Raw genomic sequence first — 23,820 nt, 5'->3', positions numbered from 1 at the left:
AGCATGGACGCGACGCCCGTCATCAACGCTTCGAAGCCGGCAGTCTCTGCCGGCCCGGCCGCCACAGAGCCGGCGCCGCGGCGGCGCCGCGCCCTCGCGCCGCTCGAGCCCGTCAGCGCGCGTGCGCGCTGGCTGCTGGGTCTGGGCTTCTTCGTGCTCTTCGTGGTCGTCTGGACCTTCTTCACGCTCGGTGGCTTCGTGTCGCCCACCTTCCTGGCCAGCCCGGTCACGATGCTCAAGGAAGGCGTTTCGCTCTTCACCGAGTACAACTTCATCCACGACATCGGCATGACGGTGTGGCGCGTGTTCGGCGGCTTCGTGCTGGCCGCCATCGTCGCCGTGCCGCTGGGTATCGCGATGGGCACCTGGAAGAGCGTCGAGGCCTTCTTCGAACCCTTCGTTTCCTTCTGCCGCTACCTGCCGGCCTCGGCCTTCATCCCACTGCTGATCCTGTGGGCCGGCATCGGCGAGGCGCAGAAGTTGCTGGTCATCTTCATCGGTTCGGTGTTCCAGATCACGCTGATGGTGGCCGTCACCGTCGGCAGCGCGCGCCGCGACCTGGTCGAGGCTGCGTACACGCTGGGCGCCAACAGCCGCGGCATCGTCGCGCGGGTGCTGATCCCGGGCGCCGCACCGGGCATCGCCGAAACGCTGCGCCTGGTGCTGGGCTGGGCCTGGACCTACGTGATCGTCGCCGAGCTGATCGGCTCCTCTTCGGGCATCGGCCACATGATCACCGACAGCCAGGCGCTGCTCAACACCGGGCAGATCATCTTCGGGATCATCGTCATCGGCGTGATCGGCCTCATCTCGGATTTCGCCTTCAAGGCCTTGAACCGCCGCCTGTTCGCATGGAGCACGATCTGATGAACCAGCTTTCGATCCGCGGCGTGTCCCGCACATTCACCGGCACGCGCGGCCAGAGCACGCAGGCGCTGTTGCCCATCGACTTCGAGGTCAAGGAAAACGACTTCGTCACCATCCTCGGCCCCTCGGGCTGCGGCAAGTCGACCTTGCTGCGCATCGTCGCCGGCCTCGACTATCCGACCGAAGGCCGCGTGCTGCTCGACGGCCAGACCATCGAAGGCCCGGGCGCCGACCGCGGCGTGGTGTTCCAGAGCTACACGCTCTTCCCCTGGCTCACCATCGCGCAGAACATCCGCTTCGGCCTGCGCGAGCGCGGCATGAGCGAGGCCGAGCAGAAGGAGCGCAGCGACTACTTCATCGCCAAGGTGGGGCTGCGCGGTTTCGAGAGCCACTTTCCCAAGCAGCTCTCGGGCGGCATGCAGCAGCGCACCGCGATCGCGCGGGCGCTCGCCAACGACCCGAAGATGCTCCTGCTCGACGAGCCCTTCGGCGCGCTCGACAACCAGACCCGCGTGCTGATGCAGGAGCTCTTGCTCGGCATCTGGGAATCGGCGCAGAAGACGGTGCTCTTCGTCACTCACGACATCGACGAAGCCATCTTCATGGCCAATCGCGTTGCGGTGTTCAGCGCCCGGCCTGGCCGCATCAAGAGCGAGATCGCGGTCGACTTCCCGCATCCGCGCCACTACACGATCAAGACCTCGCCCGAGTTCATGGAAATCAAGGCACGGCTGACCGAGGAGATCCGCGCCGAATCGATGGCGGCGGCGGAGCATTGAGATGAACCCACGCAAGGCCCAGCCGCCGCAGCCCGCACTCGCGCTGTACGAGCAGGTCAAGGCCTTCATCACGCACAAGATCCAGGACGGCTCCTGGCCGGCCGGCCATCGGCTGCCGTCGGAGAGCGAACTGGTCGCGCAGTTCGGCGTCGCGCGCATGACGGTCAACCGCGCGCTGCGCGAGCTGGTGGAGCAGGGGCGCATCGTGCGCGTGGCCGGCGTGGGCAGCTTCGTGGCCGAGAACAAGCCGCAGTCGACGCTCTTGCAGATCGCCAACATCGCGAGCGAGATCCGGGTGCGCGGCCACGACTACCGCTGCGAATTCCTGGTGGCCGAGCGCATCGCGGCCTCACCCGACGTCGCCGTGTGGCTGGACCTCAGGCCCGGCGAGTCGGTCTTCCATACCGTGTGCCTGCATCTGGAAAACGAAATCCCGGTGCAGCTCGAAGACCGCCACGTCAATCCGCACGCCGTGCCGACTTTCCTGGAGCAGGACTTCTCCACCGTCTCGCCCAGCGAGTACCTGGTTCGCAACGTGCCCTTCGACCAGATCGAGCACGTCGTCGATGCGGTGCTGCCCACGGCCGAGCAGGCCGAGCGCCTCGCGATGCCGGTGACCGATCCCTGCCTGCTGCTCACGCGCCGCACCTGGACGCGCAGCGTGCCGGTGACGATGGTGCGCTGCCTGCATCCCGCTTCGCGCTATCGGCTGGGCAGCCGCTTCCGCGCCGACGGCAATCCCAGCTTTGGCTGACGGGCGAATCCAGAACCGGCTTCGCACGCACCTACTTGTATAGACAGGACCCCGCATGGACAACGCCTCCCTTTCCCTCCCACCGCTGGTGCTCACCCCCGGCGAAGTCGACCTCGCCACGCTGCGCCGCGTGCATGCCGGCGGCGTGCAGCTCGCGCTGGATCCGTCGGCGCGCAGCGGCCTGCTCGCGTCCCAGGCGACGGTGCGCAGGATCGTCGATGCCGGCGAGACGGTCTACGGCATCAACACCGGCTTCGGCAAGCTCGCGCAGACCACCATTCCGCATGAGCGCCTGGCCGAGCTGCAGCGCAACCTGGTGCTCTCGCACAGCGCCGGCACCGGTTCGCCCTTGCCCGAGGGCGTGGTGCGGCTGGTGCTTGCGACCAAGGCCGTGAGCCTGGCGCGCGGCCACTCGGGCATCGCGCCCGAGATCGTCGATGCGCTGATCGCGCTCGGCAATGCCGGCCTGCTGCCGCGCATTCCGTCCAAGGGCTCGGTCGGCGCGTCGGGCGATCTGGCGCCGCTGGCGCACCTGGCCTGCGTGCTGATCGGGGAGGGCGAGGTCACGGCGCCCGACGGCGCGGTGATCGGCGGCGCGGAGGCGCTGTCGCGCATCGGGCTCAAGCCCTTCGTGCTCGGCCCCAAGGAAGGTCTCGCGCTGCTCAACGGCACGCAGGTGTCGACGGCGCTCGCGCTCGCCGGCCTGTTCGGCGCCGAGGACGTGTTCGCGGCCGGGCTGATGGCGGGCGCGCTCTCGCTCGAAGCGATCCAGGGCTCGATCAAGCCCTTCGATGCGCGCATCCATGCCGCGCGCGGCCAGCCGGGCCAGATCGCCGTGGCGGCCGCGGTGCGCACGCTGCTCGAAGGCAGCGAGATCATTCCCTCGCATGCCGATTGCGGCCGCGTGCAGGACCCGTACTCGGTCCGCTGCGTGCCGCAGGTGATGGGCGCCTGCCTCGACAACCTCGCGCATGCGGCACGCGTGCTGCGCATCGAAGCCAATGCCGCATCCGACAACCCGCTCGTGTTCGACAACGGCGATGTGATCTCCGGTGGCAACTTCCACGCCGAGCCGGTCGCCTTCGCGGCCGACATCATCGCGCTCGCCGTGAGCGAAATCGGCGCCATTTCCGAGCGCCGCATGGCGCTGCTGCTCGACAGCGGGCTCTCGGGCCTGCCGCCTTTCCTGGTGCGCGACGGCGGCGTCAACTCGGGCTTCATGATCGCGCAGGTCACGGCCGCGGCGCTTGCCTCCGAGAACAAGTCGCTCGCGCATCCGGCCAGCGTCGACAGCTTGCCGACCTCGGCCAACCAGGAAGACCATGTGTCGATGGCCACCTTCGCGGGCCGGCGCCTGGCCGAGATGGTGGAGAACACGGCGGTCGTCGTCGGCATCGAAGCCATGGCCGCCGCGCAAGGCATCGAGTTGAAGCGTGGCCCCAAGAGTTCACCGCTCGTCGAAGCCGAATTCACCACCATCCGCGAGCGCGTCGCCTTCATCGACCAGGACCGCTTCCTCGCGCCCGACATCGAATCCATGCGCCAGTGGGCGCGCAGGGGCCGCTGGCCCGAAGCCCTGCAAGCCATCCTGCCCAGCCAGGCCTGACACACCGCTCCTCCGTCATCGAAAGGACACTACGCCATGAATGCACCCGACAAGTTCGTCGCCCAGAAGAACGATCCTCGCCATGACGCGAGCCGCGTGGTCCGCGCCCCGCGCGGCAGCACGCTCAGCTGCAAGAGCTGGCTCACCGAGGCGCCGTTTCGCATGCTGCAGAACAACCTCGATCCCGAGGTCGCCGAGCGCCCGCAGGACCTGGTGGTCTACGGCGGCATCGGACGCGCCGCGCGCGACTGGGCCTCCTTCGACCAGATCCTCGCGACGCTGAAGGAGCTCAACGACGACGAGACGCTGTTGGTGCAGTCGGGCAAGCCGGTCGGCGTGTTCAAGACGCACGAGAACGCGCCGCGCGTGCTGATCGCCAACTCCAACCTCGTGCCCAAGTGGGCCACCTGGGAACACTTCAGCGAGCTCGATCGCAAGGGCCTGATGATGTACGGCCAAATGACTGCTGGCAGCTGGATCTACATCGGCAGCCAGGGCATCGTGCAAGGCACCTTCGAGACTTTCGTCGAGGCCGGCCGCCAGCACTACAACGACGATCTTTCGGGCAAGTGGATCCTCACCGCAGGCCTCGGCGGCATGGGCGGCGCGCAGCCGCTGGCGGCCACGCTCGCCGGCGCGGTCTCGCTCAACATCGAATGCCAGCAGGCCAGCATCGACTTCCGCCTGCGCACGCGCTACCTCGACAAGCAGGCCAAGGACATCGACGACGCGATCGCGCTGATCAAGCAGCACACGGCCGCCAAGGAAGCGGTGTCGATCGGCCTCTTGGGCAACGCGGCCGAGGTGCTGCCCGAACTCGTGAAGCGCGCCAAGGCCGGCGGCATCAAGCCCGACCTCGTGACCGACCAGACCTCGGCGCACGATCTCGCGAGCGGCTACCTGCCGATCGGCTGGACGCTTGCGCAATGGGAGGCCGCCAAGGCAGACGTGACGCAGCATCCGACCTTGCGCAAGGCAGCCGCCAAGTCCTGCGCGGTGCATGTGCAGGCCATGCTCGACTTCCAGGCCATGGGCATTCCCACGGTCGACTACGGCAACAACATCCGCCAAGTCGCTTTCGACGAGGGGGTCAAGAACGCCTTCGACTTCCCCGGCTTCGTTCCGGCCTACATCCGGCCGCTGTTCTGCGAAGGCAAGGGCCCGTTCCGCTGGGTGGCGCTTTCGGGCGACCCGGAAGACATCTACAAGACTGACGCCAAGATCAAGGAACTGTTCCCCGAGAACACGCACACGCATCGCTGGCTCGACATGGCGCGCGAGCGCATCGCGTTCCAGGGCCTGCCGGCGCGCATCTGCTGGCTGGGCCTGGGCGAGCGCCACAAGGCGGGCCTCGCCTTCAACGAGATGGTGAAGTCGGGCGAACTCAAGGGCCCGATCGTGATCGGCCGCGACCACCTCGACACCGGCTCGGTCGCAAGCCCCAACCGCGAGACCGAAGCAATGAAGGATGGCAGCGACGCCGTCTCCGACTGGCCGCTGCTCAACGCGCTGCTCAACACCGCCGGCGGCGCGACCTGGGTCAGCCTGCACCACGGCGGCGGCGTCGGCATGGGCTACTCGCAGCATTCGGGCGTGGTGATCGTCTGCGACGGCAGCGACGCGGCGGCCAAGCGCATCGAGCGCGTGCTCTGGAACGACCCGGCCACCGGCGTGATGCGCCATGCCGATGCGGGCTACGAGCAGGCCGTCGCCACCGCGAAGAAGCACGCGCTGAACCTGCCGATGGTCAAGCAGGGCTGACGCGATGTCGTCCGAGATCTACCTGCACTACCTGAACCATCTCCACGTCAAGGCGCTGGCGATGACCGACGCCGAGATCGTCGCTGCGGTCGAGGACGGCTTGCTGGCCCAGGGTCGTGGCCAGACCACCATCGAGCCGCGCATGCACCTGGTGCCCGAGAAGGATTACCCGGGCCACTTCAACGTGCTGCGCGGCTACATCCGGCCGCTCGGCGTGGCGGGCGTGAAGGTGGTGGGCGACTTCTATCGCAACTACGAAGTGGGCCTGCCGTCGGAGCTCGCGCTGCTCAACCTCTTCGACCCGAAGACCGGCGTCCCTGTGGCGATCATCGATGCCTCCGACATCACCGACATGCGCACCGGCGCGCTCACCGCCATCGGCGCCAAGCATCTGGCGCGCAAGAATTCGAAGATCCTCGGCCACATCGGCGCGCGCGGCACCTCGTACTGGAATGTGCGCCTCTTGCATTCGATCTTCCACTTCGACGAGATCCGCGTGCACTCGCGCCGGCCCGAGAGCCGCGACGCCTTCGCCGCACGCCTGGAACGCGATCTCGGCATGAAGATCACCGTCACCGAAGACTGGGAATCCTGCGTGCGCGGCGCCGACATCGTGGTCGAGGCCTCGCGCCTCGAGAAGCCCGCGCCGATGCTCAAGACCGAGTGGATCAAGAAGGGCGCCTGCGTGATTCCCTACGGCACCATGAGCGCGGTCGAGCTCTCGCTGACCGACATCATGGACAAGATGGTGATGGACGACTGGGGCCAGGCCAAGGCCGGCCCCTTCGGTGCGCTGCGCGCGCACGTGGACAGCGGCAAGTTGTCCGAGAAGACGCTGCATGCCGAGCTCGGCCAGATCGTGGCCGGCCTCAAACCCGGACGCGAAAGCGAAGAAGAAACCAATCTCTTCTGGCACCGCGGCCTCTCGCTGTCGGACATCGCACTCGGCTCCGCCATGCTCGCGAAGGCGAAGACCATGGGCCTCGGACAGCAGCTGCGCTTCCGCTGAGATCGATGACGCCGGTCGCCAACGCGCGCATGTACTCGGCCACCGCCTCGGCGCGCGCCGACTGGAAAGCGCTGTTCGCGTGGGCGCTCGCGCGCGCCGGGCTTGATTGGGACGTGATCGACTACGACGCCCCGGCTCCGCTCTCGGCGCTGTGGGCGCGCGATGACCTGGGCCTCGCGATGATGTGCGGCCTGCCGTTCTCGCAACGCGCGCCGCGGCCCGCGCTGGTCGCCGCGCCGATCCCGTCGCCGGCGCGCTACGAGGGCCGGCCGGTCTACTTCACCGACATCGTGGTGCGTGCCGATTCGAAGTACGAACGCCTCGAAGATACCTTCGGCGGCGTGGTGGGCTACACGCTGGCCGACTCGATGTCTGGCGGCGTCGCCTTCCGCAACCATCTCGCGCCGTACCGCGCCACGCACAGGCCGCGGCTCTATGCCCGAGCGGTGGGCAATCTCATCCACGCACGCGGCGTCATCGAAGCCCTGGCCGCAGGCCGCATCGACGTCGGCCCGCTCGACAGCTACTACCATGACCTGCTGCGTCACAACGAGCCCGCGTCGGCGCAGCGGGTGCGCATCATCGCCAGCACCGAGGCGATGCCGATCCCGCCGCTGGTTGCGACGGCGGCGCTCGCGTCCGACGAACTCGCGCGCCTGCGCGATGCCTTGCGCGCGGCGGCGGATGCACCGGAACTCGAAGCCGTGACGGAACGCTTGTTGCTTGCAGGCTTCGCCGTCCCCGATCCCGCAGACTACGAGGTCCTCGCGGCGATCGCCCAGCGTGCCATTCCACCGTTCGAGGAACTCTGATGATGATCAAGCGCCGCCTCGCCTTTCTGTTGCCCCTGCTGCTCGCCCTGCCGTTGGCGGCGCACGCGCAGGCCTATCCCGCCAAGCCGGTCCACGTGATCGTGCCCTTCGCGCCGGGCGGTCCGGCCGATGTGGTGGCCCGCGTGCTGGGGCAGGAGTTCACCGAGATCCTGGGCCAGCCCTTCGTGGTCGAGAACAAGGTCGGTGCCGCCGGCAACATCGGCGTCGACCTGATTGCCAAGGCCGCGCCCGACGGCTACACGCTCGGCATCGTGCCGGTCGGCAACATCGCGGTGAACCCGAGCCTCTTTCCTGCGCTGCCGTACAAGGCCTCGGAGCTGCAGCCGGTCGCGATGCTCGCGACGGTCGAGAACGTGCTGGTGGTGAACGCCGCCGTGCCGGCGAAGTCGGTGAAGGAGCTGCTGGCGCTCGCCAGGCAGAAGCCCGGCAGCTTGAGCTTCGCATCGCCCGGCGCGGGCAGCCAGGCCCATCTGGCCGGCGAGCTGATGGCGCTCGATGCCGATCTGCAGCTGATCCACGTTCCCTACAAAGGCATCGGGCCGGCGCTGAACGACGTGGTGGGCGGGCAGGTGACGATGATGTTCGGTTCGATGTCCGCGGTGCTGCCGCACGTCAAGTCCGGCAAGCTGCGCGCGCTCGGCGTCGCCAGCCTCAAGCGCTCCGCCACGATGCCCGAGCTGCCGACCATCGCCGAGCATGGCTTGCCTGGCTTCGAGGCCGTGTCATGGTACGCACTGATGGCACCTGCTGCGACGCCCAAGGCCGTCGTCGATCGCCTCAACGCCGAAAGCGCGCGTGTGCTGGCCAAGCCCGAGATGAAAGAGAAGTTCGCCGTGCTCGGCCTCGAGCCCGGCAGCGGCACGCCGCAGCAGATCGTTGCGACGATCCAGACGGAAACCGCGCGCTGGGCCGATGTGATCAAGAAGAAGAACATCAAGCCCGAGTGAGCACGCAACAAGCCTTCGATCCACCCTCTCGTCACCAAGAAAGAATTTCTCATGCCATTTCGCCGCCACCTCCTGATCGCAGGCCTTGCCGGCTTCGCCGCGTTCGGCTTCACGGCTTCTGCGCTGGCGCAGAACAACGTGCTCACGGTCGCCACCGACGCCACCTTCCCGCCGATGGAATTCGTCGAAAACGGCAGGCGCACCGGCTTCGACGTCGAGCTGGTCGAGGCCATCGGCAAGACGCTGGGCCGCAAGATCGAGTGGGTCGACATCGACTTCAAGGGCTTGGTGCCGGGCCTGGTGTCGAAGCGCTTCGACATGGCCGTGTCGGCGATCTACATCACCGACGAGCGCAAGAAGGTGGTCGACTTCACCATTCCCTACTACGCCGGCGGCCTGGTCGCGATGGTGAAGGAGGGCAATGCCGCCATCAAGACGCCCGCCGACCTCAACGGCAAGAAGGTCAGCGTGCAGGTCGGCACCAAGTCGGTCGGCTACGTGAAGGAGAAGTATCCGCAGGTGCAGCTGGTCGAGGTCGAGAAGAACCAGGAGATGTTCAACCTCGTCGACATCGGCCGCAGCGACGCGGCCGTGACCGGCAAGCCCGCCGCCTACCAGTACGTGCGCACGCGCCCCGGCCTGCGCGTGCTCGACGAGCAGCTCACGACCGAGGAGTACGGCATGGCGATCCGCAAGGACACGCCCGAACTCACCAAGGCCGTGAACGGCGCCATCGAGAAGCTCAAGGCCGATGGCACCTACGCGCAGATCGTCAAGAAGTGGTTCAGCAACACCGCGAAGTAGACCGGCACCGCCATGGATCTGGACTTTGCGCCGGTTTTCGAGGGCTGGCCCGCGCTGCTGCGCGGCGCGCTGGTCACCGTGGAGATCACGGCCTGCGCCTTGCTGCTGGGCTGCGTGCTGGGGCTTCTGGTGGGCATCGGCCGGCTCGATCCGCGCCGCAAGACGCTCTACGCGCTCTGCACCGCCTACGTGGCGGCGATCCGCGGCACGCCGCTTTTGGTGCAGCTCTTCATCCTGTTCTTCGGGCTGCCGCATTTCGGCCTCTTGCTGCCGGCCTTCGTGTGCGGCGTGCTCGGGCTCGGCGTGTACTCGGGCGCCTACGTGTCGGAGATCGTGCGCGGCGCGATCCAGTCGATCGACCGCGGCCAGACGATGGCGGCGCAGTCGCTCGGCATGCGGCCTTCGGCGGCGATGCGGCACATCATCCTGCCGCAGGCGGTGGTGCGCATGATCCCGCCGCTGGGCAACGAGTTCATTGCGCTCATCAAGAACTCGGCGCTGGTGTCGCTGCTGACGATCCACGATCTGATGCACGAAGGCCAGAAGATCATCAGCGTGTCGTACCGCTCGCTCGAGCTCTACCTGGCCATCGCGGCCGTCTACTTCGCGCTGACCGGCGCGGTCACGCTGGTGCTGCGGCATTTCGAGCAGCGGCTGCGGCAGGGAGGGCTGGTGCGATGAGCCTGCACGGCTTCGATACCGCCACCTTGCCCGTCACGCCGTGGAAGAACGGCGGCGGCAGCACGCGCGAGATCGCCTGCTGGCCGCCCGGCGCGGGGCTCGGTGATTTCGAATGGCGCCTGTCCATCGCCACCATCGCCGCGAGCGGCCCGTTCTCGGTGTTCCCGGGCATCGACCGCACGATCATGCTGCTGGCCGGCGATGGCGTGCAGCTGCGTTCGGCCGACCCGGCCGGCCACGCGCTCGACCACCGCCTCGCGACCCTGCACCACCCCTTTGCCTTCAGCGGCGACCTGCCGCTGGCCTGCACGCTGCTGGGCGGCGCGTCGAGCGACTTCAACGTGATGACGCGCCGCGGGCGCTGGCATGCGAAGCTCCAGGTGCTGGAAAGCGCGGCGCTGCTGGGCAGCGCGACCCACGGCATGCTGCTGGCGCTGCGCGGACAGTGGGAGCTCGACGGCATGTCGATCATCGACTGCGCCGAAGGCGAGGGCCTGTGGTGGGCCGATGCGCCGCATGCCTGGCACGCCAGGCCCGACGGTGCCGATGCGCGGCTGTTGGCCGTTCGATTCGATCCATGCCACGAACAGGCGGACAACCCGGAGACCTGACCCATGCCATCTTCTCTTGCCTCCGCCGACGGCCTGTGGACTGGCCTGCTTCTCGCGCCCGGCGCCTTGCGCTATGCAGACCTGCCCGAGGACACTGAGGCTGCCATCGTGGTCGAGCAGGGTGTGATCCGATGGATCGGCGCCGCGGCCTCGTTGCCGGCCGAGTGCGCGGGATTGCCGCGGCACGAGGGCGGCGGCGCACTCGTCACGCCCGGCCTGGTCGACTGCCACACGCACCTGGTCTATGGCGGCCAGCGCGCCAACGAGTTCGCGATGCGGCTCGCGGGTGCCAGCTACGAAGAAGTGGCGAAGGCCGGCGGCGGCATCGTCTCGTCGGTGCGCGCCACGCGCGAAGCCGACGAAGACACGCTCTATGCACAGGCCGCGCCGCGGCTCGAACAATTGCTGGCCGACGGCGTGTGCGCGATCGAGATCAAGTCCGGCTATGGCCTCTCGCTCGAACACGAACGCAAGCAGCTGCGCGTGGCGCGGCGGCTGGGCGAGGCCTACGGCGTCACGGTGCGCACCACCTTCCTCGGCGCCCATGCGCTGCCGCCCGAATACGCGGGGCGCAGCGGCGACTACATCGAGCTCGTCTGCAACCAGATGATGCCGGCGCTGGCGGCCGAAGGGCTGGTCGATGCGGTCGACGTGTTCTGCGAGCGCATCGCCTTCTCGCTCGCCGAGACCGAGCGCGTGTTCCAGGCCGCGCAGGCGCTCGGTCTGCCGGTCAAGCTGCATGCCGAGCAGCTCTCCGACATGGGGGGCGCGGCGCTCGCGGCGCGCTACGGTGCGCTGTCCTGCGACCACGTTGAGCACCTCTCGGCCGAGGGCATCGCCGCGATGCGCGAGGCCGGCACGGTGGCCGTGCTGCTGCCCGGCGCCTACTACACGCTGCGCGACACCCACCTGCCGCCGATCGAGGCGCTGCGCGCGGCCGGCGTGCCGATGGCCGTTTCCACCGACCACAACCCCGGCACCTCGCCGGCGCTGAGCCTGCTCTTGATGATGAACATGGCCTGCACGCTGTTCCGCCTCACCGTGCCCGAGGCGCTGGCCGGCGTGACCGTGCATGCGGCGCGCGCGCTGGGCCTGCAGGAAACGCACGGCGTGATCGCCATCGGCGCGCCGGCCAACTTCGTGCTGTGGGACGCCCGCGACGTGGCGGAACTGGCCTACTGGTTCGGCCGGCGTGCGGCGAGGCGCATCGTGCGGCAAGGACGCATTGCATAGAAGTAAATCCCGATGAGCAAGACCCTCTTCGCCAAAGATGCGCTGCTGCCCACCGGCTGGCGCCGCAACGTGCTGCTGAGTTGGGACGATGCGGGCCGGCTCACGCAGGTGCAGCCCGATGCCGTGGCGCCCCGGGACGCGCCCGTGTCCGCAGGCCCCCTGATCCCCGGCATGCCCAACCTGCACTCGCATGCCTTCCAGCGCGCCTTCGGCGGGCTCACCGAATTCCGCGGCGCGGCGCAGGACAGCTTCTGGAGCTGGCGCACGCTGATGTACCGCTTCGCCGCGCAGATCTCGCCCGCGCAGGTCGAGGCGATCGCGACCTGGCTCTACATCGAGATGCTCGAAGCCGGCTACAGCGCGGTCTGCGAGTTCCACTACCTGCACCACGCGCCCGACGGCACGCCCTATGTCGACGACGCCGAACTCGCGCTCGCTTTGCTGCGCGCGGCCGAGCGCACCGGCATCGGCCTCACGCTGCTGCCCGTGCTCTACCAGACCAGCGGCTTCGGCGGGCTGCCGCCGAACGAGGGCCAGCGCCGCTTCATCCGCGCTACCGATTCGATGCTGCGCCTGCTCGAGCGCCTGCGCCCGCTGTGCGAAGCGCAGGGCGCGCGGCTGGGCCTGGCGCCGCACTCGCTGCGCGCCGTGCCGCCCGAGGGCCTGCGCGAGGCGCTGGCGGGCCTGGATGCGATCGATGCCACGGCGCCCGTCCATATCCACATCGCCGAGCAGACCGCCGAAGTCGATGCCTGCCTGGCCTGGAGCGGCCAGCGCCCGGTCGCCTGGCTGCTGGACCACGCCGAGGTCGATGCGCGTTGGTGCCTGGTGCATGCCACGCACATGGATGCGGCCGAGTACCGGCGCGCCGCCGCGAGCGGCGCAGTCGCGGGCCTGTGCCCGACCACCGAGGCTAACCTCGGCGACGGCATCTTCGATTTCGGCGCCTGGCGCGGGGCCGGCGGCCGCTGGGGCGTGGGCTCGGATAGCCACGCCTGCGTCAACGCGGCCGAGGAATTGATGATGCTCGAATACAGCCAGCGGCTGGCGACCCGCCAGCGCAATGTCGGGGCCGATGCGGGCGAGCCTTCGGTGGCGAGCGCGATGACGCTGGCGGCCGTGCAGGGCGGGGCGCAGGCATCGGGCCGCGCAGTCGCCGGGCTCGCGCCCGGCCAGCAGGCCGACTTCGTGGTGCTGGATGCTGCGCATCCGTCGCTGGCCGGCCTGTCCGCCGCCGACATGCTCTCGGCCCATGTGTTCGCGAGCCATCGCAGCAGTGCCGTCGACACGGTTTGGGTCGCGGGCCGGCCGCGCGTGTCGGCCGGGCGCCATCCTCTTCATTCCCAAGCGGCGGCTGCGTTCATCGCCGCGCGCACGCAACTTCTCACAACACCATGAGCTTCGAAACCACCGAACCCGCTTTCCGATTCCGGCAGGGCACACGCCCGCTGCTGATTTCGATGCCGCATGTCGGCACGCATGTGCCGCCGGCGCTGGCGGCGCGCTTCACCGAGGAGGCGCGCCACGTGCCGGACACCGACTGGCATCTGGAGCGCCTCTACGACTTCGCCGACGAGCTCGGCGCCTCGGTGCTGGTCGCCACCCATTCGCGCTATGTGGTCGACCTGAACCGCCCGCCGGACAACCAGAACCTCTACCCCGGTCAAGACACCACCGGCCTGTGCCCGGTCGATACCTTCGACAAGACCCCGCTCTACGCCGCCGGCGACCTGCCCGGCGAGGCCGAGATCGCAGCGCGCGTCGACGCGATCTGGCGCCCCTACCACCAGCAGCTGCAGGCCGAGCTCGACCGCCTGAAAGCCGCCCACGGCACCATCGCGCTGTGGGATGCGCACTCGATCCGCTCGGTGCTGCCGCGCTTCTTCGAGGGGCGGCTGACCGACCTGAATCTCGGCAGCGCTGACGGCGCGAGCTGCGATCCGGCGCTGGCCGCCGCGCTGCTCGGCATCGCGACCTCGAACCCGGCCTACACCGCGGCGCTCAACGGCCGCTTCAAGGGCGGCCACATCACGCGCCAGTACGGCAACCCGGCCGCCGGCGTGCACGCAGTACAGCTCGAAATGACGCAGGCCAGCTACATGCAGGAGAAGCTGCCCTTCGACTACCTGCCCGAAGTCGCGGCCGGCGTGCAGCCGCAGGTGCGGCGCATGATCGAGGCGGTGCTTGATTTCGTCGAGCAATAGAACCGATAACCGCCCACGGGCCGGGCCATGGCGCGCTTTCTACAATCCGGGGCATGAAGCCCCTCGTCTACACCCGCGCCCAGCAACTGCCCGGCATCCTGGCCGAACGCATCGCCATCCTCGACGGTGCGATGGGCACGATGATCCAGCGCTTCAAGCTCAGCGAGGCCCAGTACCGCGGCGAGCGCTTCAAGGACTTTCCGCGCGACGTCAAGGGCAACAACGAGCTGCTCTCGCTGACCCGCCCCGACGTGATCCGCGACATCCACGAAGGCTATCTGGCCGCCGGCGCCGACCTGATCGAGACCAACACCTTCGGCGCGACCCGCATCGCGCAGGAGGACTACAAGATGGCCGAGCTGGCGCGCGAGATGAACCTCGAATCGGCCCGCATCGCGCGCGCCGCCTGCGACAAGTTCAGCACGCCCGACAAACCGCGCTTCGTGGCCGGCGCCCTCGGCCCGACGCCCAAGACCGCCAGCATCAGCCCCGACGTGAACGACCCCGGCGCGCGCAACGTGAGCTTCGAGGAGCTGCGCGCGTCCTATTACGAGCAGGTCGAGGCGCTGGTCGAAGGCGGCGCCGACGTGCTGCTGGTCGAGACCATCTTCGACACCCTCAACGCCAAGGCCGCGCTGTTCGCGATCGACGAGTACTTCGAGACCAGCGGCGAGCGCCTGCCGCTCGTCATCAGCGGCACCGTGACCGATGCCTCCGGCCGCATCCTGAGCGGCCAGACCGTGACCGCCTTCTGGCACAGCGTGCGCCATGCGCGGCCGCTGGCCATCGGCCTCAACTGCGCGCTGGGCGCGGCGCTGATGCGGCCCTACATCCAGGAACTGGCGCGCGTGGCCGACGACACCTTCATCAGCTGCTACCCCAATGCCGGCCTGCCCAATCCGATGAGCGAAACCGGCTTTGACGAAACGCCCGAGGTCACCTCGCGCCTGCTGCACGAGTTTGCGGCCGAGGGGCTGGTCAACATCGTCGGCGGCTGCTGCGGCACCACGCCCGACCACATCGCCGCCATCGGGCGCTCGGTGGCGCCGCTCGCGGGGCGCACGCTGCATCGCGCGGCCGCGTATCCCGAAGCGGCCTGAGGTAAAGAAGCACCCTGGCGGTGCACGTCTTTGCGCGGCTGGCCGTTGCTGAGGGTAGGCCGTGGCTGATTGACAACATGTCGAGCGCGCGTAGCCTGAGCGCAAAGGAACATTCCATGAACAAGCTCGTCCAGCGATGGATCGGCATCGGCACCATCGCCCTGGTTCTGCCGGTCGCCGCGGCGGCGCAGGAGGCCTTCGCCCGCGGCACGGTCAATCTGCGTGCCGGCCCCTCGGGCGACTACCCGCTGGTGGCGCGACTCGGCCATGGCCAGCCCTTCGAGGTGCTCGGCTGCACCAGCGGCTATGCATGGTGCGACGTGGTGCTGCCCGACGGGCTGCGCGGCTGGGTCTATGCCGCCAACATCGACTACGCCTACGATGATGACCGGCGCGTGCCCTTGGCCACCTACGGCGCCATCATCGGCGTGCCGATCGTCGGCTTCACGATCGGCAACTACTGGAGCAACCACTACCGCGACCGCCCCTGGTACGGCGAGCGGCGCTGGTGGGGCGGCCACCATCCGCCGCCGCCCGTCGCCGGCTGGCGCCCGGTGCCGGCGCCGCGGCCGGACTGGCGGCCCAATCCGTGGCGCGACCCCGGCTACGCGCATCCGGGACCGGGCTTCCGTCCGCAGCCGCAGCCGGGCTGGCGGCCTTCGCCAGGGCAGCATCCACCGCCGGATCACGGTGTCCGGCCGCCGCGTCCCGACCGCGGTTTCCGTCCGCCGGAGCACGCCGGCCCGCCGGACGTGCATCCGGGCCGACCGCCGGACGTCCATCCGGGTCGTCCACCGGACGTGCATCCGGGACGTCCGCCGGCCATGAATCCGGGCCAGCCGGGCGTTCGTCCGCCGGCTGCCCTGCCCGGCGCCGAGGCGCGGCAAAGGCAACTGGACCGGATCAACCGCGCGCCGCCCGGCACGACGCCGGGGGACAGCAGGCCAGGCGGCGGCCTGTAGCGCTCTAGGGCTTCTTCTTGCGCGCGATCAGCGCGACGAAGCGCTGCGCGCCCAGGCCCAGCGGGCGCTCGCGCGACCACACCACGTCGACCCACAGGTCGAGCCCGTTCGACAGGTTCTCGAACGGAATCTCCACCAGCGCGCCGGCCGCCACGTGCGGCCGCGCGAAATTGCGCGGCAGCCAGCCCCAACCGAGACCGGCCGTGATCAGGCTCAGCGCGGCCAAGGCGTTGTCGGTGCGCCAGACATGGCGCGCAAAGACGAAGCGCGGGTCGCTGGTCGCGAGATCGCGCCCGGCCACCACGATCTGGCGCGTGGTCGTCAGGTGCTCCTCGCGCAGCCGGCCGCCGGCCGCGGCCAGCACCGGATGGTCGGGCGCCATCACGGCCACCATGGTGTCGCTGGCCACTTCCTGAAAGCCCTCGCGGCCGTCGAGGCTGGGCCGCTCGAAGACCAGCGCCAACTGCGCGCGGCCGCTGTGCAGCAGCGCCAGCGCATCGGCTTGCGGCGCCGCCAGCACCTCGACTTCCAGCAGCGGGTATTCCCGCGCCAGCGCGGCCAGCGGCGCGCTCCACGGCGCGGCCAGCAGCTCGGGCGCGATCGCGAGCGTGAGCCGGTTCTCCAGGCCCTGCGTCAGCGCCAGCGCCTGCACCTGCAGCTGCTTGAGCTGCGCGGCGAGCAGCCGCGCCTGCGGCTCCAGCGAACGCGCCGCGGCCGTCGGCTGGGGCTCGCGGCCGCCGCGGTCGAAGAGCGGCAGGTCCAGCTCGGCCTCGAGGTTCGCGATCGCCATGCTCACCGCCGAGGGCACGCGGCCGAGCGCCCGCGCGGCGGCCGAGAAGGAGCCGTGGTCGAGCACGGCCAGAAACACGTGCACGTTGTCGCTGGAAAAACTCATGGCAACGGCCTTTCAATAATTTTGAAAGAAGATGACTTTTTATATCAGATGAGCGCACATAAAGTAGGGGCCAAACCGCCAATCCAAACAGGAAGATTTCATGCAAGGGCTCAAGCGCCGCGTCGTCTACATCACGCTCTACGAAGGTCTCGCCATCGTCGCGGCCAGCGCTGGACTGGCGCTGATGTCGGGGCAGGGCATGGGCCACTCGGGCGTGCTGGCCGTCATCGCCTCGGTCATCGCGATCCTCTGGAACCTCGCTTTCAACACCCTGTTCGAGCGCTGGGAGTCGCGCCAGGCCGTGCGCGGCCGCAGCTTGCGCCGTCGCGTCGCCCACGCGATCGGCTTCGAGGGCGGCCTGGTCGCCTTCCTGGTGCCGGTCTTCGCCTGGTGGATGGAGGTGAGCCTGTGGCAGGCGCTGGTGATGGACCTGGGCCTGGTGGTGTTCTTCCTGGTCTACACCTTCGTCTTCAACTGGGCCTTCGACCTGCTGTTCGGCCTGCCCGCATCGGCCGCCGGCGTGGCCCAGCCGGCGTAAAATCCGCGGCTCCCAAGGAGCGTTGCAGCGCGGTACCTTCCGTCCGAAGCGTCCGCGTCAGGCTTGGGCTTGCAACGACGCTCGCCTGACCCACGTTCCGCAGGTGAGCCCATGTCCTCCGATCCGTCTTCCGTCCCTGTTCTCCCGGTTCCTCCGATGAAGCTGTCCGGCCTCGAGCCGGTGCAGATCGGCCGAGGCACGCTCTTCGTCAACATCGGCGAGCGCACCAACGTCACCGGCTCCAAGGCTTTCGCCCGCATGATCCTGAACGGCCAGTTCGAGGAAGCGCTGGCGGTCGCGCGCCAGCAGGTCGAGAACGGCGCGCAGGTGATCGACATCAACATGGACGAGGCCATGCTCGACAGCAAGGCCGCGATGGTGCGCTTCCTGAACCTGATCGCCAGCGAGCCCGACATCGCGCGCGTGCCGATCATGATCGACAGCTCCAAGTGGGAGGTGATCGAAGCCGGCCTGCGCTGCATCCAGGGCAAGGGCATCGTCAACTCGATCAGCATGAAGGAGGGCGAGGCCCAGTTCAAGCACCACGCGACGCTGCTGCGCCGCTACGGCGCGGCCGCGGTCGTGATGGCCTTCGACGAGCAGGGTCAGGCCGACACCTACGAACGCAAGATCGAGATCTGCGAGCGCGCCTACCGCATCCTGGTCGACGAGATCGGCTTCCCGCCCGAGGACATCATCTTCGACCCCAACATCTTCGCGATCGCCACCGGCATCGAGGAGCACAACAACTACGCGGTCGACTTCATCAACGCCACGCGCTGGATCAAGGAAAACCTGCCGGGCGCCAAGGTGTCGGGCGGCGTCTCGAACGTGAGCTTCAGCTTCCGCGGCAACGACCCGGTGCGCGAAGCGATCCACACCGTGTTCCTCTACCACGCGATCAAGGCGGGCATGGACATGGGCATCGTCAACGCCGGCATGGTGGGCGTCTACGACGACCTCGAACCCGAGCTGCGCGAGCGCGTGGAAGACGTGGTGCTGAACCGCCGCCCCGACGCCGGCGAGCGCCTGGTCGAAGTGGCCGAAACCGCCAAGAGCGGCGCCAAGGACGAGAGCAAGAAGCTCGAGTGGCGCGGCACGCCCGAGCATCCGGTGCACGTGAACCAGCGGCTCTCGCACGCGATGGTGCACGGCATCACCGACTTCATCGTCGAGGACACCGAAGAGGCCTACCAGCAGATCCTGGCCAAGGGCGGCCGGCCGCTGCACGTGATCGAAGGCCCGCTGATGGACGGCATGAATATCGTCGGCGACCTGTTCGGCCAGGGCAAGATGTTCCTGCCGCAGGTGGTGAAGTCGGCGCGCGTGATGAAGTCGGCCGTGGCCCACCTCATTCCCTACATCGAGGAAGAGAAGCGCCAGGACGAAGCTGCGGGCCGCGACGTGCGCACCAAGGGCAAGATCATCATCGCCACCGTCAAGGGCGACGTGCACGACATCGGCAAGAACATCGTGACCGTCGTGCTCCAGTGCAACAACTTCGAGGTGGTGAACATGGGCGTGATGGTCCCGTGCCACGAGATCCTGGCGCGCGCCAAGGTCGAGGGCGCGGACATCGTGGGCCTGTCGGGCCTGATCACGCCCAGCCTCGAGGAGATGCAATACGTCGCCGGCGAGATGCAGAAGGACGAGCATTTCCGCATCAAGAAGATCCCGCTCCTGATCGGCGGCGCCACCACCAGCCGCGTGCACACGGCGGTGAAGATCGCGCCGCACTACGAAGGGCCGGTGGTCTACGTGCCCGACGCCTCGCGCAGCGTGAGCGTGGCGCAGTCGCTGCTGTCCGACCAGGCGGCGGCCTACATCGACGAGATCAACGCCGACTACGACAAGGTCCGCCACCAGCACGCCAACAAGAAGCAGACGCCGCTGTGGCCGCTGGCGAAGGCGCGCGCCAACAAGACGCCGATAGCCTGGTCGAATTACCTGCCGCCGGTGCCGAAGTTCATCGGCCGGCGCGTGTTCAAGAACTTCGACCTGACCGAGCTCGCGAAGTACATCGACTGGGGGCCCTTCTTCCAGACCTGGGACCTCGCGGGCCCGTTCCCGGCGATCCTGAAGGACGAGGTGGTCGGCACCGAGGCCGTGCGCGTGTATGCCGACGGCCAGCGCATGCTCAAGCGGCTGATCGAAGGGCGCTGGCTCAGCGCCAGCGGCGTGATCGGCTTCTGGCCCGCCAACACCGAGAACGACGATGACATCGTGCTCTACACCGACGAATCGCGCACCGAAGCCGCGCTCACCTGGTACGGGTTGCGCCAGCAGACCGAGAAGCAGGCCATCGAAGGCGTCATGCGCCCGAGCCGCTGCCTGGCCGACTTCGTCGCGCCGCGCGAGAGCGGCCTGAAGGACTACGTCGGCATGTTCGCCGTCACCGCCGGGCTCGGCGTCGAGAAGAAGGAGAAGTACTTCGTCGACGACCTCGACGACTACTCGGCCATCATGCTCAAGGCGCTGGCCGACCGGCTGGCCGAAGCCTTCGCCGAAGCGCTGCATCACCGCGTGCGCACCGATCTCTGGGGCTATACGCCCGACGAGGGCTTGAGCAACGAGGACATGATCGGCGAGAAGTACCGCGGCATCCGCCCCGCGCCGGGCTATCCGGCATGCCCCGACCACAGCGTGAAGCGGCCGATGTTCGACCTCCTGAACTGCGCGGACATTGGGATGACCCTGACGGAGAGCCTCGCCATGATGCCCGCCGCCAGTGTCAGCGGCTTCTACCTGAGCCATCCTGAGGCGACCTACTTCAACGTCGGCAAGATCGGGCACGACCAGTTGCAGGATCAGGCAGCGCGACGCAAGCAGAGCGAAGCGGATCTCGAGCGGCTGCTGGCCCCCAATCTCTGATGCTTCAGAAACTGATGTTTGCTGCCGCGCACTATGCGGCGCTGGCGATCTTCGTTGCCGGCTGCTGGGGCTTCGGGCGGGTGGTGCAGTCGCGCATGGGTTCGCCGGTGCGCCGCGACGTCTGGCTCGAGACCGCGATGGCCACCGCGCTCGGCGTCGGGGTCTTCATCTGCGCGTTCCAGCTGCTCGGCATCGCGGGCGCGTTCGACACCGCCGGCGTGCTGCTGCTGGCCGCGATCGGCTTTGCGGTGGCGTGCGTGCAGTTTCCGGCATGGAGGCGGGAGGTGCGCGCCTTCGACCCGGGGCTGCCCCTGTCATGGGTCGACAAGGCGGGCCTGGTCGCGCTGGCGCTGGTCGCGCTGCCGACGCTGCTGGCGCCGCTGGCGCCGCCGGCCGCCTTCGACGAGTTGATGTACCACCTGCCGTATGCGCGCGAGGTGGCGCAAAGCGGCTCTCTCGGCATCCATGAGTGGCTGCGCTATCCCTGGTTTCCGTACAACTACAACCTGCTCTATGCCGCCGCGCTCTTGATCGGCGACGACGTGCTGGCGCATTTCCTGAACGCGCTGGCCGGCTGGCTGTCGGTGTGGATGGTCTACCGCCTGGGCGTGCTGCACCTGAACCGCGTGCTGGGCTGCGCGGGCGCCGCCATCTGGCTCGGCATGGGCGACTATTCGAACGCCTTGATCGACACGGGCGTCGCGCTGTTCGTGCTGGCGGCCTGCACGGCCCTGTGGTGGTGGCGCCAATCGCCGCCGGAGCAGGGCCCGCGCTGGCTGGCGCTGGCGGCTTTCTTCCTCGGCCTCGCGGCGGGCTCCAAGTACCAGGCGCTGACCTTCCTGCCGCTGGTGGCCTGGTTCGTGATCCGCCGCGAACGGCGCCCGGGCGTCTGGGCCGTCGCGCTGCTGTGCTTTCTCGTTCCCTGCATCTACTGGTATGCGCGCAATGCCGTGATGACGGGCGATCCCTTCAATCCCATCGGCGCCAAGCTCTTCGGCTTCAGCAACTGGAACCTGGCCGACTACAAGAACCAGCTCGACGACGTGCGCATCCATGCCGCCTTTCCCAGCCTCCTGATCTGGCCCGTGGTGCTCGCGCCTCTCAGCAAGGCCTGGCGACGCTCGCCGGCCGTGCACGCCGCGATCATCTTCTGCGCCTACTCGGTGCTCGTGTGGGCGCTGACCTCGCGCTACCCGCGCTACTTGACGGCTTCGTTCCCGCTGATCGCGCTGATCGCGGTGCTGGGCTGGCAGGTGCTGCTCGGCTGGATCGTGGCGGGGCTGCGCTGGCTGCTGCCGGTAGCCGGCCGCGTGGGCTGGCCGGCGCGCGCGGGCAGTCTCTTCGTCGTTGTCTTTCTGGCAGCGCTCGCGGCGGTGTCGGTCCGGCATACCGCGCGCGCGCTCACCAAGGTGTCGCCGACGCCCGAGACGCGGGAGGCCTTCCTGCGGGCCAACGTGCCCGGCTATGCCGTCATGAACTACCTGCGCGAGCACGCCACCGGCCGCGTCTACCAGATCGCGCTGAGCGAGGCGATCTACTACGGGCCCAACCCGATCTGGGGCGACGCGCTGGGACCGTGGCGCTACACGGACTTTCTTCCTCTTCCCCCGGCCGAGATGGCGCGCAAGCTCGCGGCACTGGGCTTCGAGGCCATCGTCATGCCCTACACGATGGTGCCGCAGATCACGACCAAGCCTGGATTCGACGATCATTTCGCCTTGATGTACGAGAAAGACGGCGCCAAGGCCTATCGCATCCTGCAATACAAGAATGACCGAGCACCCTGATCCGCGCCCAGCCCCGCTGCCCGCACTGCCCGCACTGCGTATAGCCGCCGTGATCCCGTGCTTCAACGAGGCACTGGCCATCGCGCAGGTGGTGGACGAGTTCCGCGCGGCCCTGCCCGAGGCCGAAGTCCATGTGTTCGACAACGCCTCGACCGACGACACCGCGGCCGTCGCCCGCGCCGCTGGTGCGCGCGTGACGCACGTGGCGCTGCGCGGCAAGGGCAATGTGGCGCGGCGCATGTTCGCCGACGTCGAGGCCGACATCTACGTGATGGTCGACGGGGATGCAACCTACGACCTCGGCGAGCTGCGCCGCCTGGTCGACACGCTGGTCGAAGGCAACCTCGACATGGTGGTCGGCTCGCGCGTCGACGATGGCCACGACGCCCACACCTACCGAACGGGGCACCGCTTCGGCAACCGCCTTCTGACCGGCGCGGTGGCGGGGCTCTTCGGCGGCCATCTCACCGACATGCTCTCGGGCCTGCGCGTGTTCTCGCGGCGCTACGCCAAGTCCTTCCCGGCCGTCTCGGAGGGCTTCGAGATCGAGACCGAGCTCACGGTCCATGCGCTGGAATTGCGCATGCCCTTCGCTGAACTGCCGGTGCGCTACCGCTCGCGCCCGGAGGGCTCGCACAGCAAGCTCTCGACCTACCGCGACGGCTGGCGCATCCTCAAGACCATCTGCAAGCTGTTCGTGAGCGAGCGGCCGCTGCTCTTCTTCTCGGGCATCGCGACCGTGCTGGCGCTGGCCTCGCTCGCGGCGGCCGTGCCGCTGGCCCTTACCTACATCGACACGGGCCTGGTACCGCGCCTGCCGACGGCCGTGCTGCTGACCGGCACCATGCTGGCCGCGATGCTGGCCTTCGTCTGCGGCATCGTGCTGCACACCGTGACCATCGGGCGGCAGGAGGCCAAGCGGCTGCGCTATCTCTCCATCCCGGGTGTGCGCCATCGCGGCCGGCCATGAGGGCGGGCCGCGAGTTCCTATTCTTCGCGGCCGCCGGCGTGGCGGGCCTGGGCGTCGATGTCGGCGTGCTGTATCTCGCGGCCCCCGTGCTCGGCTGGTATCTGGCACGGGTGCTGTCCTTCGTCGCAGCCGCGACGGCGACCTGGGCGCTGAACCGGCGCTACGCCTTCGGCGCGCGGCATTCGGAGGTATCGCTGGCGCGCGAATACCTCGGCTACCTGCTGACCATGCTGGGCGGCGCGTTCGTCAACTATGGCGTCTACGTACTGGTGCTGCACACGCTGAGCGGCCCATGGGCGCCGGCGGCAGGCGTGGCGCTTGGCAGCCTGACGGGGATGGTGCTCAACTTTCTTTCCGCGCGGCACCTGATATTCAAGTCGAGGCGCGAGCGGTGAGGGATGCTGTCGCCTGATCACGGTCACAACGAGTAGCACGGCATCGCGCGGCCGAGTAGCGCCACGCGTGACTTGCCGGGCTGGGCCGGATCGCCGCTGGGTTTTCAGGAGACGCCGTCCTCCCATATTTCGTCCTGGATTGTGGACTGCGCCCTTATGGGGTGCACGCCGACAGTGACTGCCTGCGATGCGGATACGCTGCTACTTCCATCC

Annotated in this window: 22 protein-coding genes and 1 riboswitch; of the genes, 21 read left to right on the top strand and 1 reads right to left on the bottom strand. The window is 68.5% G+C overall.

The window, feature by feature from the left end; translation table 11 throughout:
* The first annotated feature begins 3 nt into the window (after positions 1-3).
* The 16 genes from BLS74_RS08200 to BLS74_RS08125 all read left to right on the top strand — a co-directional run bounded on the left by BLS74_RS08200 (position 4) and on the right by BLS74_RS08125 (position 16,151).
* A complete protein-coding gene (locus BLS74_RS08200) occupies positions 4-867 on the top strand; it encodes an ABC transporter permease (RefSeq protein ID WP_093104385.1) in 864 nt (287 codons plus the stop codon).
* A complete protein-coding gene (locus tag BLS74_RS08195; protein WP_093104676.1) occupies positions 867-1,646 on the top strand; it encodes an ABC transporter ATP-binding protein in 780 nt (259 codons plus the stop codon). Before BLS74_RS08200 ends, BLS74_RS08195 begins: the two co-directional genes overlap by 1 nt.
* A gap of 1 nt (position 1,647) precedes the next feature.
* Positions 1,648-2,400 carry a histidine utilization repressor gene (gene hutC / locus BLS74_RS08190; RefSeq protein WP_093104383.1) on the top strand — a complete coding sequence of 251 codons (753 nt, stop codon included), beginning with the start codon at positions 1,648-1,650 and terminating at the stop codon, positions 2,398-2,400.
* 55 nt (positions 2,401-2,455) lie between these two features.
* Positions 2,456-4,006, top strand: a complete 1,551-nt coding sequence (gene hutH, locus BLS74_RS08185; protein WP_093104382.1) for a histidine ammonia-lyase — start codon at positions 2,456-2,458, stop codon at positions 4,004-4,006.
* Between the two features lie 36 nt (positions 4,007-4,042).
* Positions 4,043-5,767: a urocanate hydratase gene (gene hutU, locus BLS74_RS08180; protein WP_093104380.1), complete on the top strand. Its 1,725-nt coding sequence runs from the start codon at positions 4,043-4,045 to the stop codon at positions 5,765-5,767.
* A gap of 4 nt (positions 5,768-5,771) precedes the next feature.
* Positions 5,772-6,776: an ornithine cyclodeaminase family protein gene (locus BLS74_RS08175; RefSeq protein ID WP_093104379.1), complete on the top strand. Its 1,005-nt coding sequence runs from the start codon at positions 5,772-5,774 to the stop codon at positions 6,774-6,776.
* Positions 6,777-6,781: 5 nt separating this feature from the next.
* Positions 6,782-7,588 carry a phosphate/phosphite/phosphonate ABC transporter substrate-binding protein gene (locus tag BLS74_RS08170; protein ID WP_093104377.1) on the top strand — a complete coding sequence of 269 codons (807 nt, stop codon included), beginning with the start codon at positions 6,782-6,784 and terminating at the stop codon, positions 7,586-7,588.
* On the top strand, positions 7,588-8,556 hold the full coding sequence (locus BLS74_RS08165; RefSeq protein ID WP_093104376.1) for a tripartite tricarboxylate transporter substrate binding protein: 969 nt from the start codon (positions 7,588-7,590) through the stop codon (positions 8,554-8,556). Before BLS74_RS08170 ends, BLS74_RS08165 begins: the two co-directional genes overlap by 1 nt.
* A gap of 51 nt (positions 8,557-8,607) precedes the next feature.
* A complete protein-coding gene (locus BLS74_RS08160; protein WP_093104374.1) occupies positions 8,608-9,360 on the top strand; it encodes a transporter substrate-binding domain-containing protein in 753 nt (250 codons plus the stop codon).
* Between the two features lie 12 nt (positions 9,361-9,372).
* On the top strand, positions 9,373-10,041 hold the full coding sequence (locus BLS74_RS08155; protein ID WP_093104373.1) for an amino acid ABC transporter permease: 669 nt from the start codon (positions 9,373-9,375) through the stop codon (positions 10,039-10,041).
* A complete protein-coding gene (locus BLS74_RS08150; RefSeq protein WP_093104371.1) occupies positions 10,038-10,652 on the top strand; it encodes a HutD/Ves family protein in 615 nt (204 codons plus the stop codon). The genes BLS74_RS08155 and BLS74_RS08150 overlap by 4 nt, the downstream gene beginning before the upstream one ends.
* Positions 10,653-10,655: 3 nt before the next feature.
* Positions 10,656-11,885: an imidazolonepropionase gene (gene hutI, locus BLS74_RS08145; protein WP_093104370.1), complete on the top strand. Its 1,230-nt coding sequence runs from the start codon at positions 10,656-10,658 to the stop codon at positions 11,883-11,885.
* A gap of 12 nt (positions 11,886-11,897) precedes the next feature.
* A complete protein-coding gene (locus BLS74_RS08140) occupies positions 11,898-13,283 on the top strand; it encodes a formimidoylglutamate deiminase (protein ID WP_093104368.1) in 1,386 nt (461 codons plus the stop codon).
* Positions 13,280-14,089: an N-formylglutamate deformylase gene (hutG, locus tag BLS74_RS08135; protein WP_093104367.1), complete on the top strand. Its 810-nt coding sequence runs from the start codon at positions 13,280-13,282 to the stop codon at positions 14,087-14,089. The genes BLS74_RS08140 and hutG overlap by 4 nt, the downstream gene beginning before the upstream one ends.
* Positions 14,090-14,142: 53 nt before the next feature.
* On the top strand, positions 14,143-15,189 hold the full coding sequence (locus BLS74_RS08130) for a homocysteine S-methyltransferase family protein (protein ID WP_093104365.1): 1,047 nt from the start codon (positions 14,143-14,145) through the stop codon (positions 15,187-15,189).
* A gap of 116 nt (positions 15,190-15,305) precedes the next feature.
* Positions 15,306-16,151, top strand: a complete 846-nt coding sequence (locus BLS74_RS08125; RefSeq protein WP_093104364.1) for an SH3 domain-containing protein — start codon at positions 15,306-15,308, stop codon at positions 16,149-16,151.
* 4 nt (positions 16,152-16,155) lie between these two features.
* On the opposite strand, the gene BLS74_RS08120 is transcribed toward BLS74_RS08125, so the two are convergent.
* The gene (locus BLS74_RS08120; RefSeq protein WP_093104362.1) at positions 16,156-17,046 is read right to left on the bottom strand and encodes a LysR family transcriptional regulator; all 891 of its coding nucleotides are present in this window, start codon (positions 17,044-17,046) and stop codon (positions 16,156-16,158) included.
* Between the two features lie 100 nt (positions 17,047-17,146).
* Here BLS74_RS08120 and BLS74_RS08115 point away from each other — a divergent pair, with 100 nt between their 5' ends.
* The 5 genes from BLS74_RS08115 to BLS74_RS08095 all read left to right on the top strand — a co-directional run bounded on the left by BLS74_RS08115 (position 17,147) and on the right by BLS74_RS08095 (position 23,607).
* Positions 17,147-17,584, top strand: coding sequence for a PACE efflux transporter (locus BLS74_RS08115; protein ID WP_093104361.1), 438 nt, complete (start codon positions 17,147-17,149; stop codon positions 17,582-17,584).
* 10 nt (positions 17,585-17,594) lie between these two features.
* A riboswitch (S-adenosyl-L-homocysteine riboswitch) is annotated at positions 17,595-17,674 on the top strand.
* A gap of 21 nt (positions 17,675-17,695) precedes the next feature.
* Positions 17,696-20,455, top strand: coding sequence for a methionine synthase (gene metH, locus BLS74_RS08110; protein ID WP_093104359.1), 2,760 nt, complete (start codon positions 17,696-17,698; stop codon positions 20,453-20,455).
* Entirely contained in the window at positions 20,455-22,242 is a 1,788-nt protein-coding gene (locus BLS74_RS08105; RefSeq protein ID WP_244503793.1) for an ArnT family glycosyltransferase, read from the top strand. The genes metH and BLS74_RS08105 overlap by 1 nt, the downstream gene beginning before the upstream one ends.
* On the top strand, positions 22,226-23,212 hold the full coding sequence (locus BLS74_RS08100; protein WP_093104358.1) for a glycosyltransferase family 2 protein: 987 nt from the start codon (positions 22,226-22,228) through the stop codon (positions 23,210-23,212). Before BLS74_RS08105 ends, BLS74_RS08100 begins: the two co-directional genes overlap by 17 nt.
* Entirely contained in the window at positions 23,209-23,607 is a 399-nt protein-coding gene (locus BLS74_RS08095) for a GtrA family protein (RefSeq protein WP_093104356.1), read from the top strand. The genes BLS74_RS08100 and BLS74_RS08095 overlap by 4 nt, the downstream gene beginning before the upstream one ends.
* The last annotated feature ends 213 nt before the right edge of the window (positions 23,608-23,820 follow it).

It is taken from the genome of Variovorax sp. CF079, from assembly GCF_900101545.1.
Classification (GTDB): domain Bacteria; phylum Pseudomonadota; class Gammaproteobacteria; order Burkholderiales; family Burkholderiaceae_C; genus Variovorax.
The sequence above is the reverse complement of the archived record's forward strand: the minus strand, read 5'-3'. Positions and strand labels throughout refer to the sequence as shown.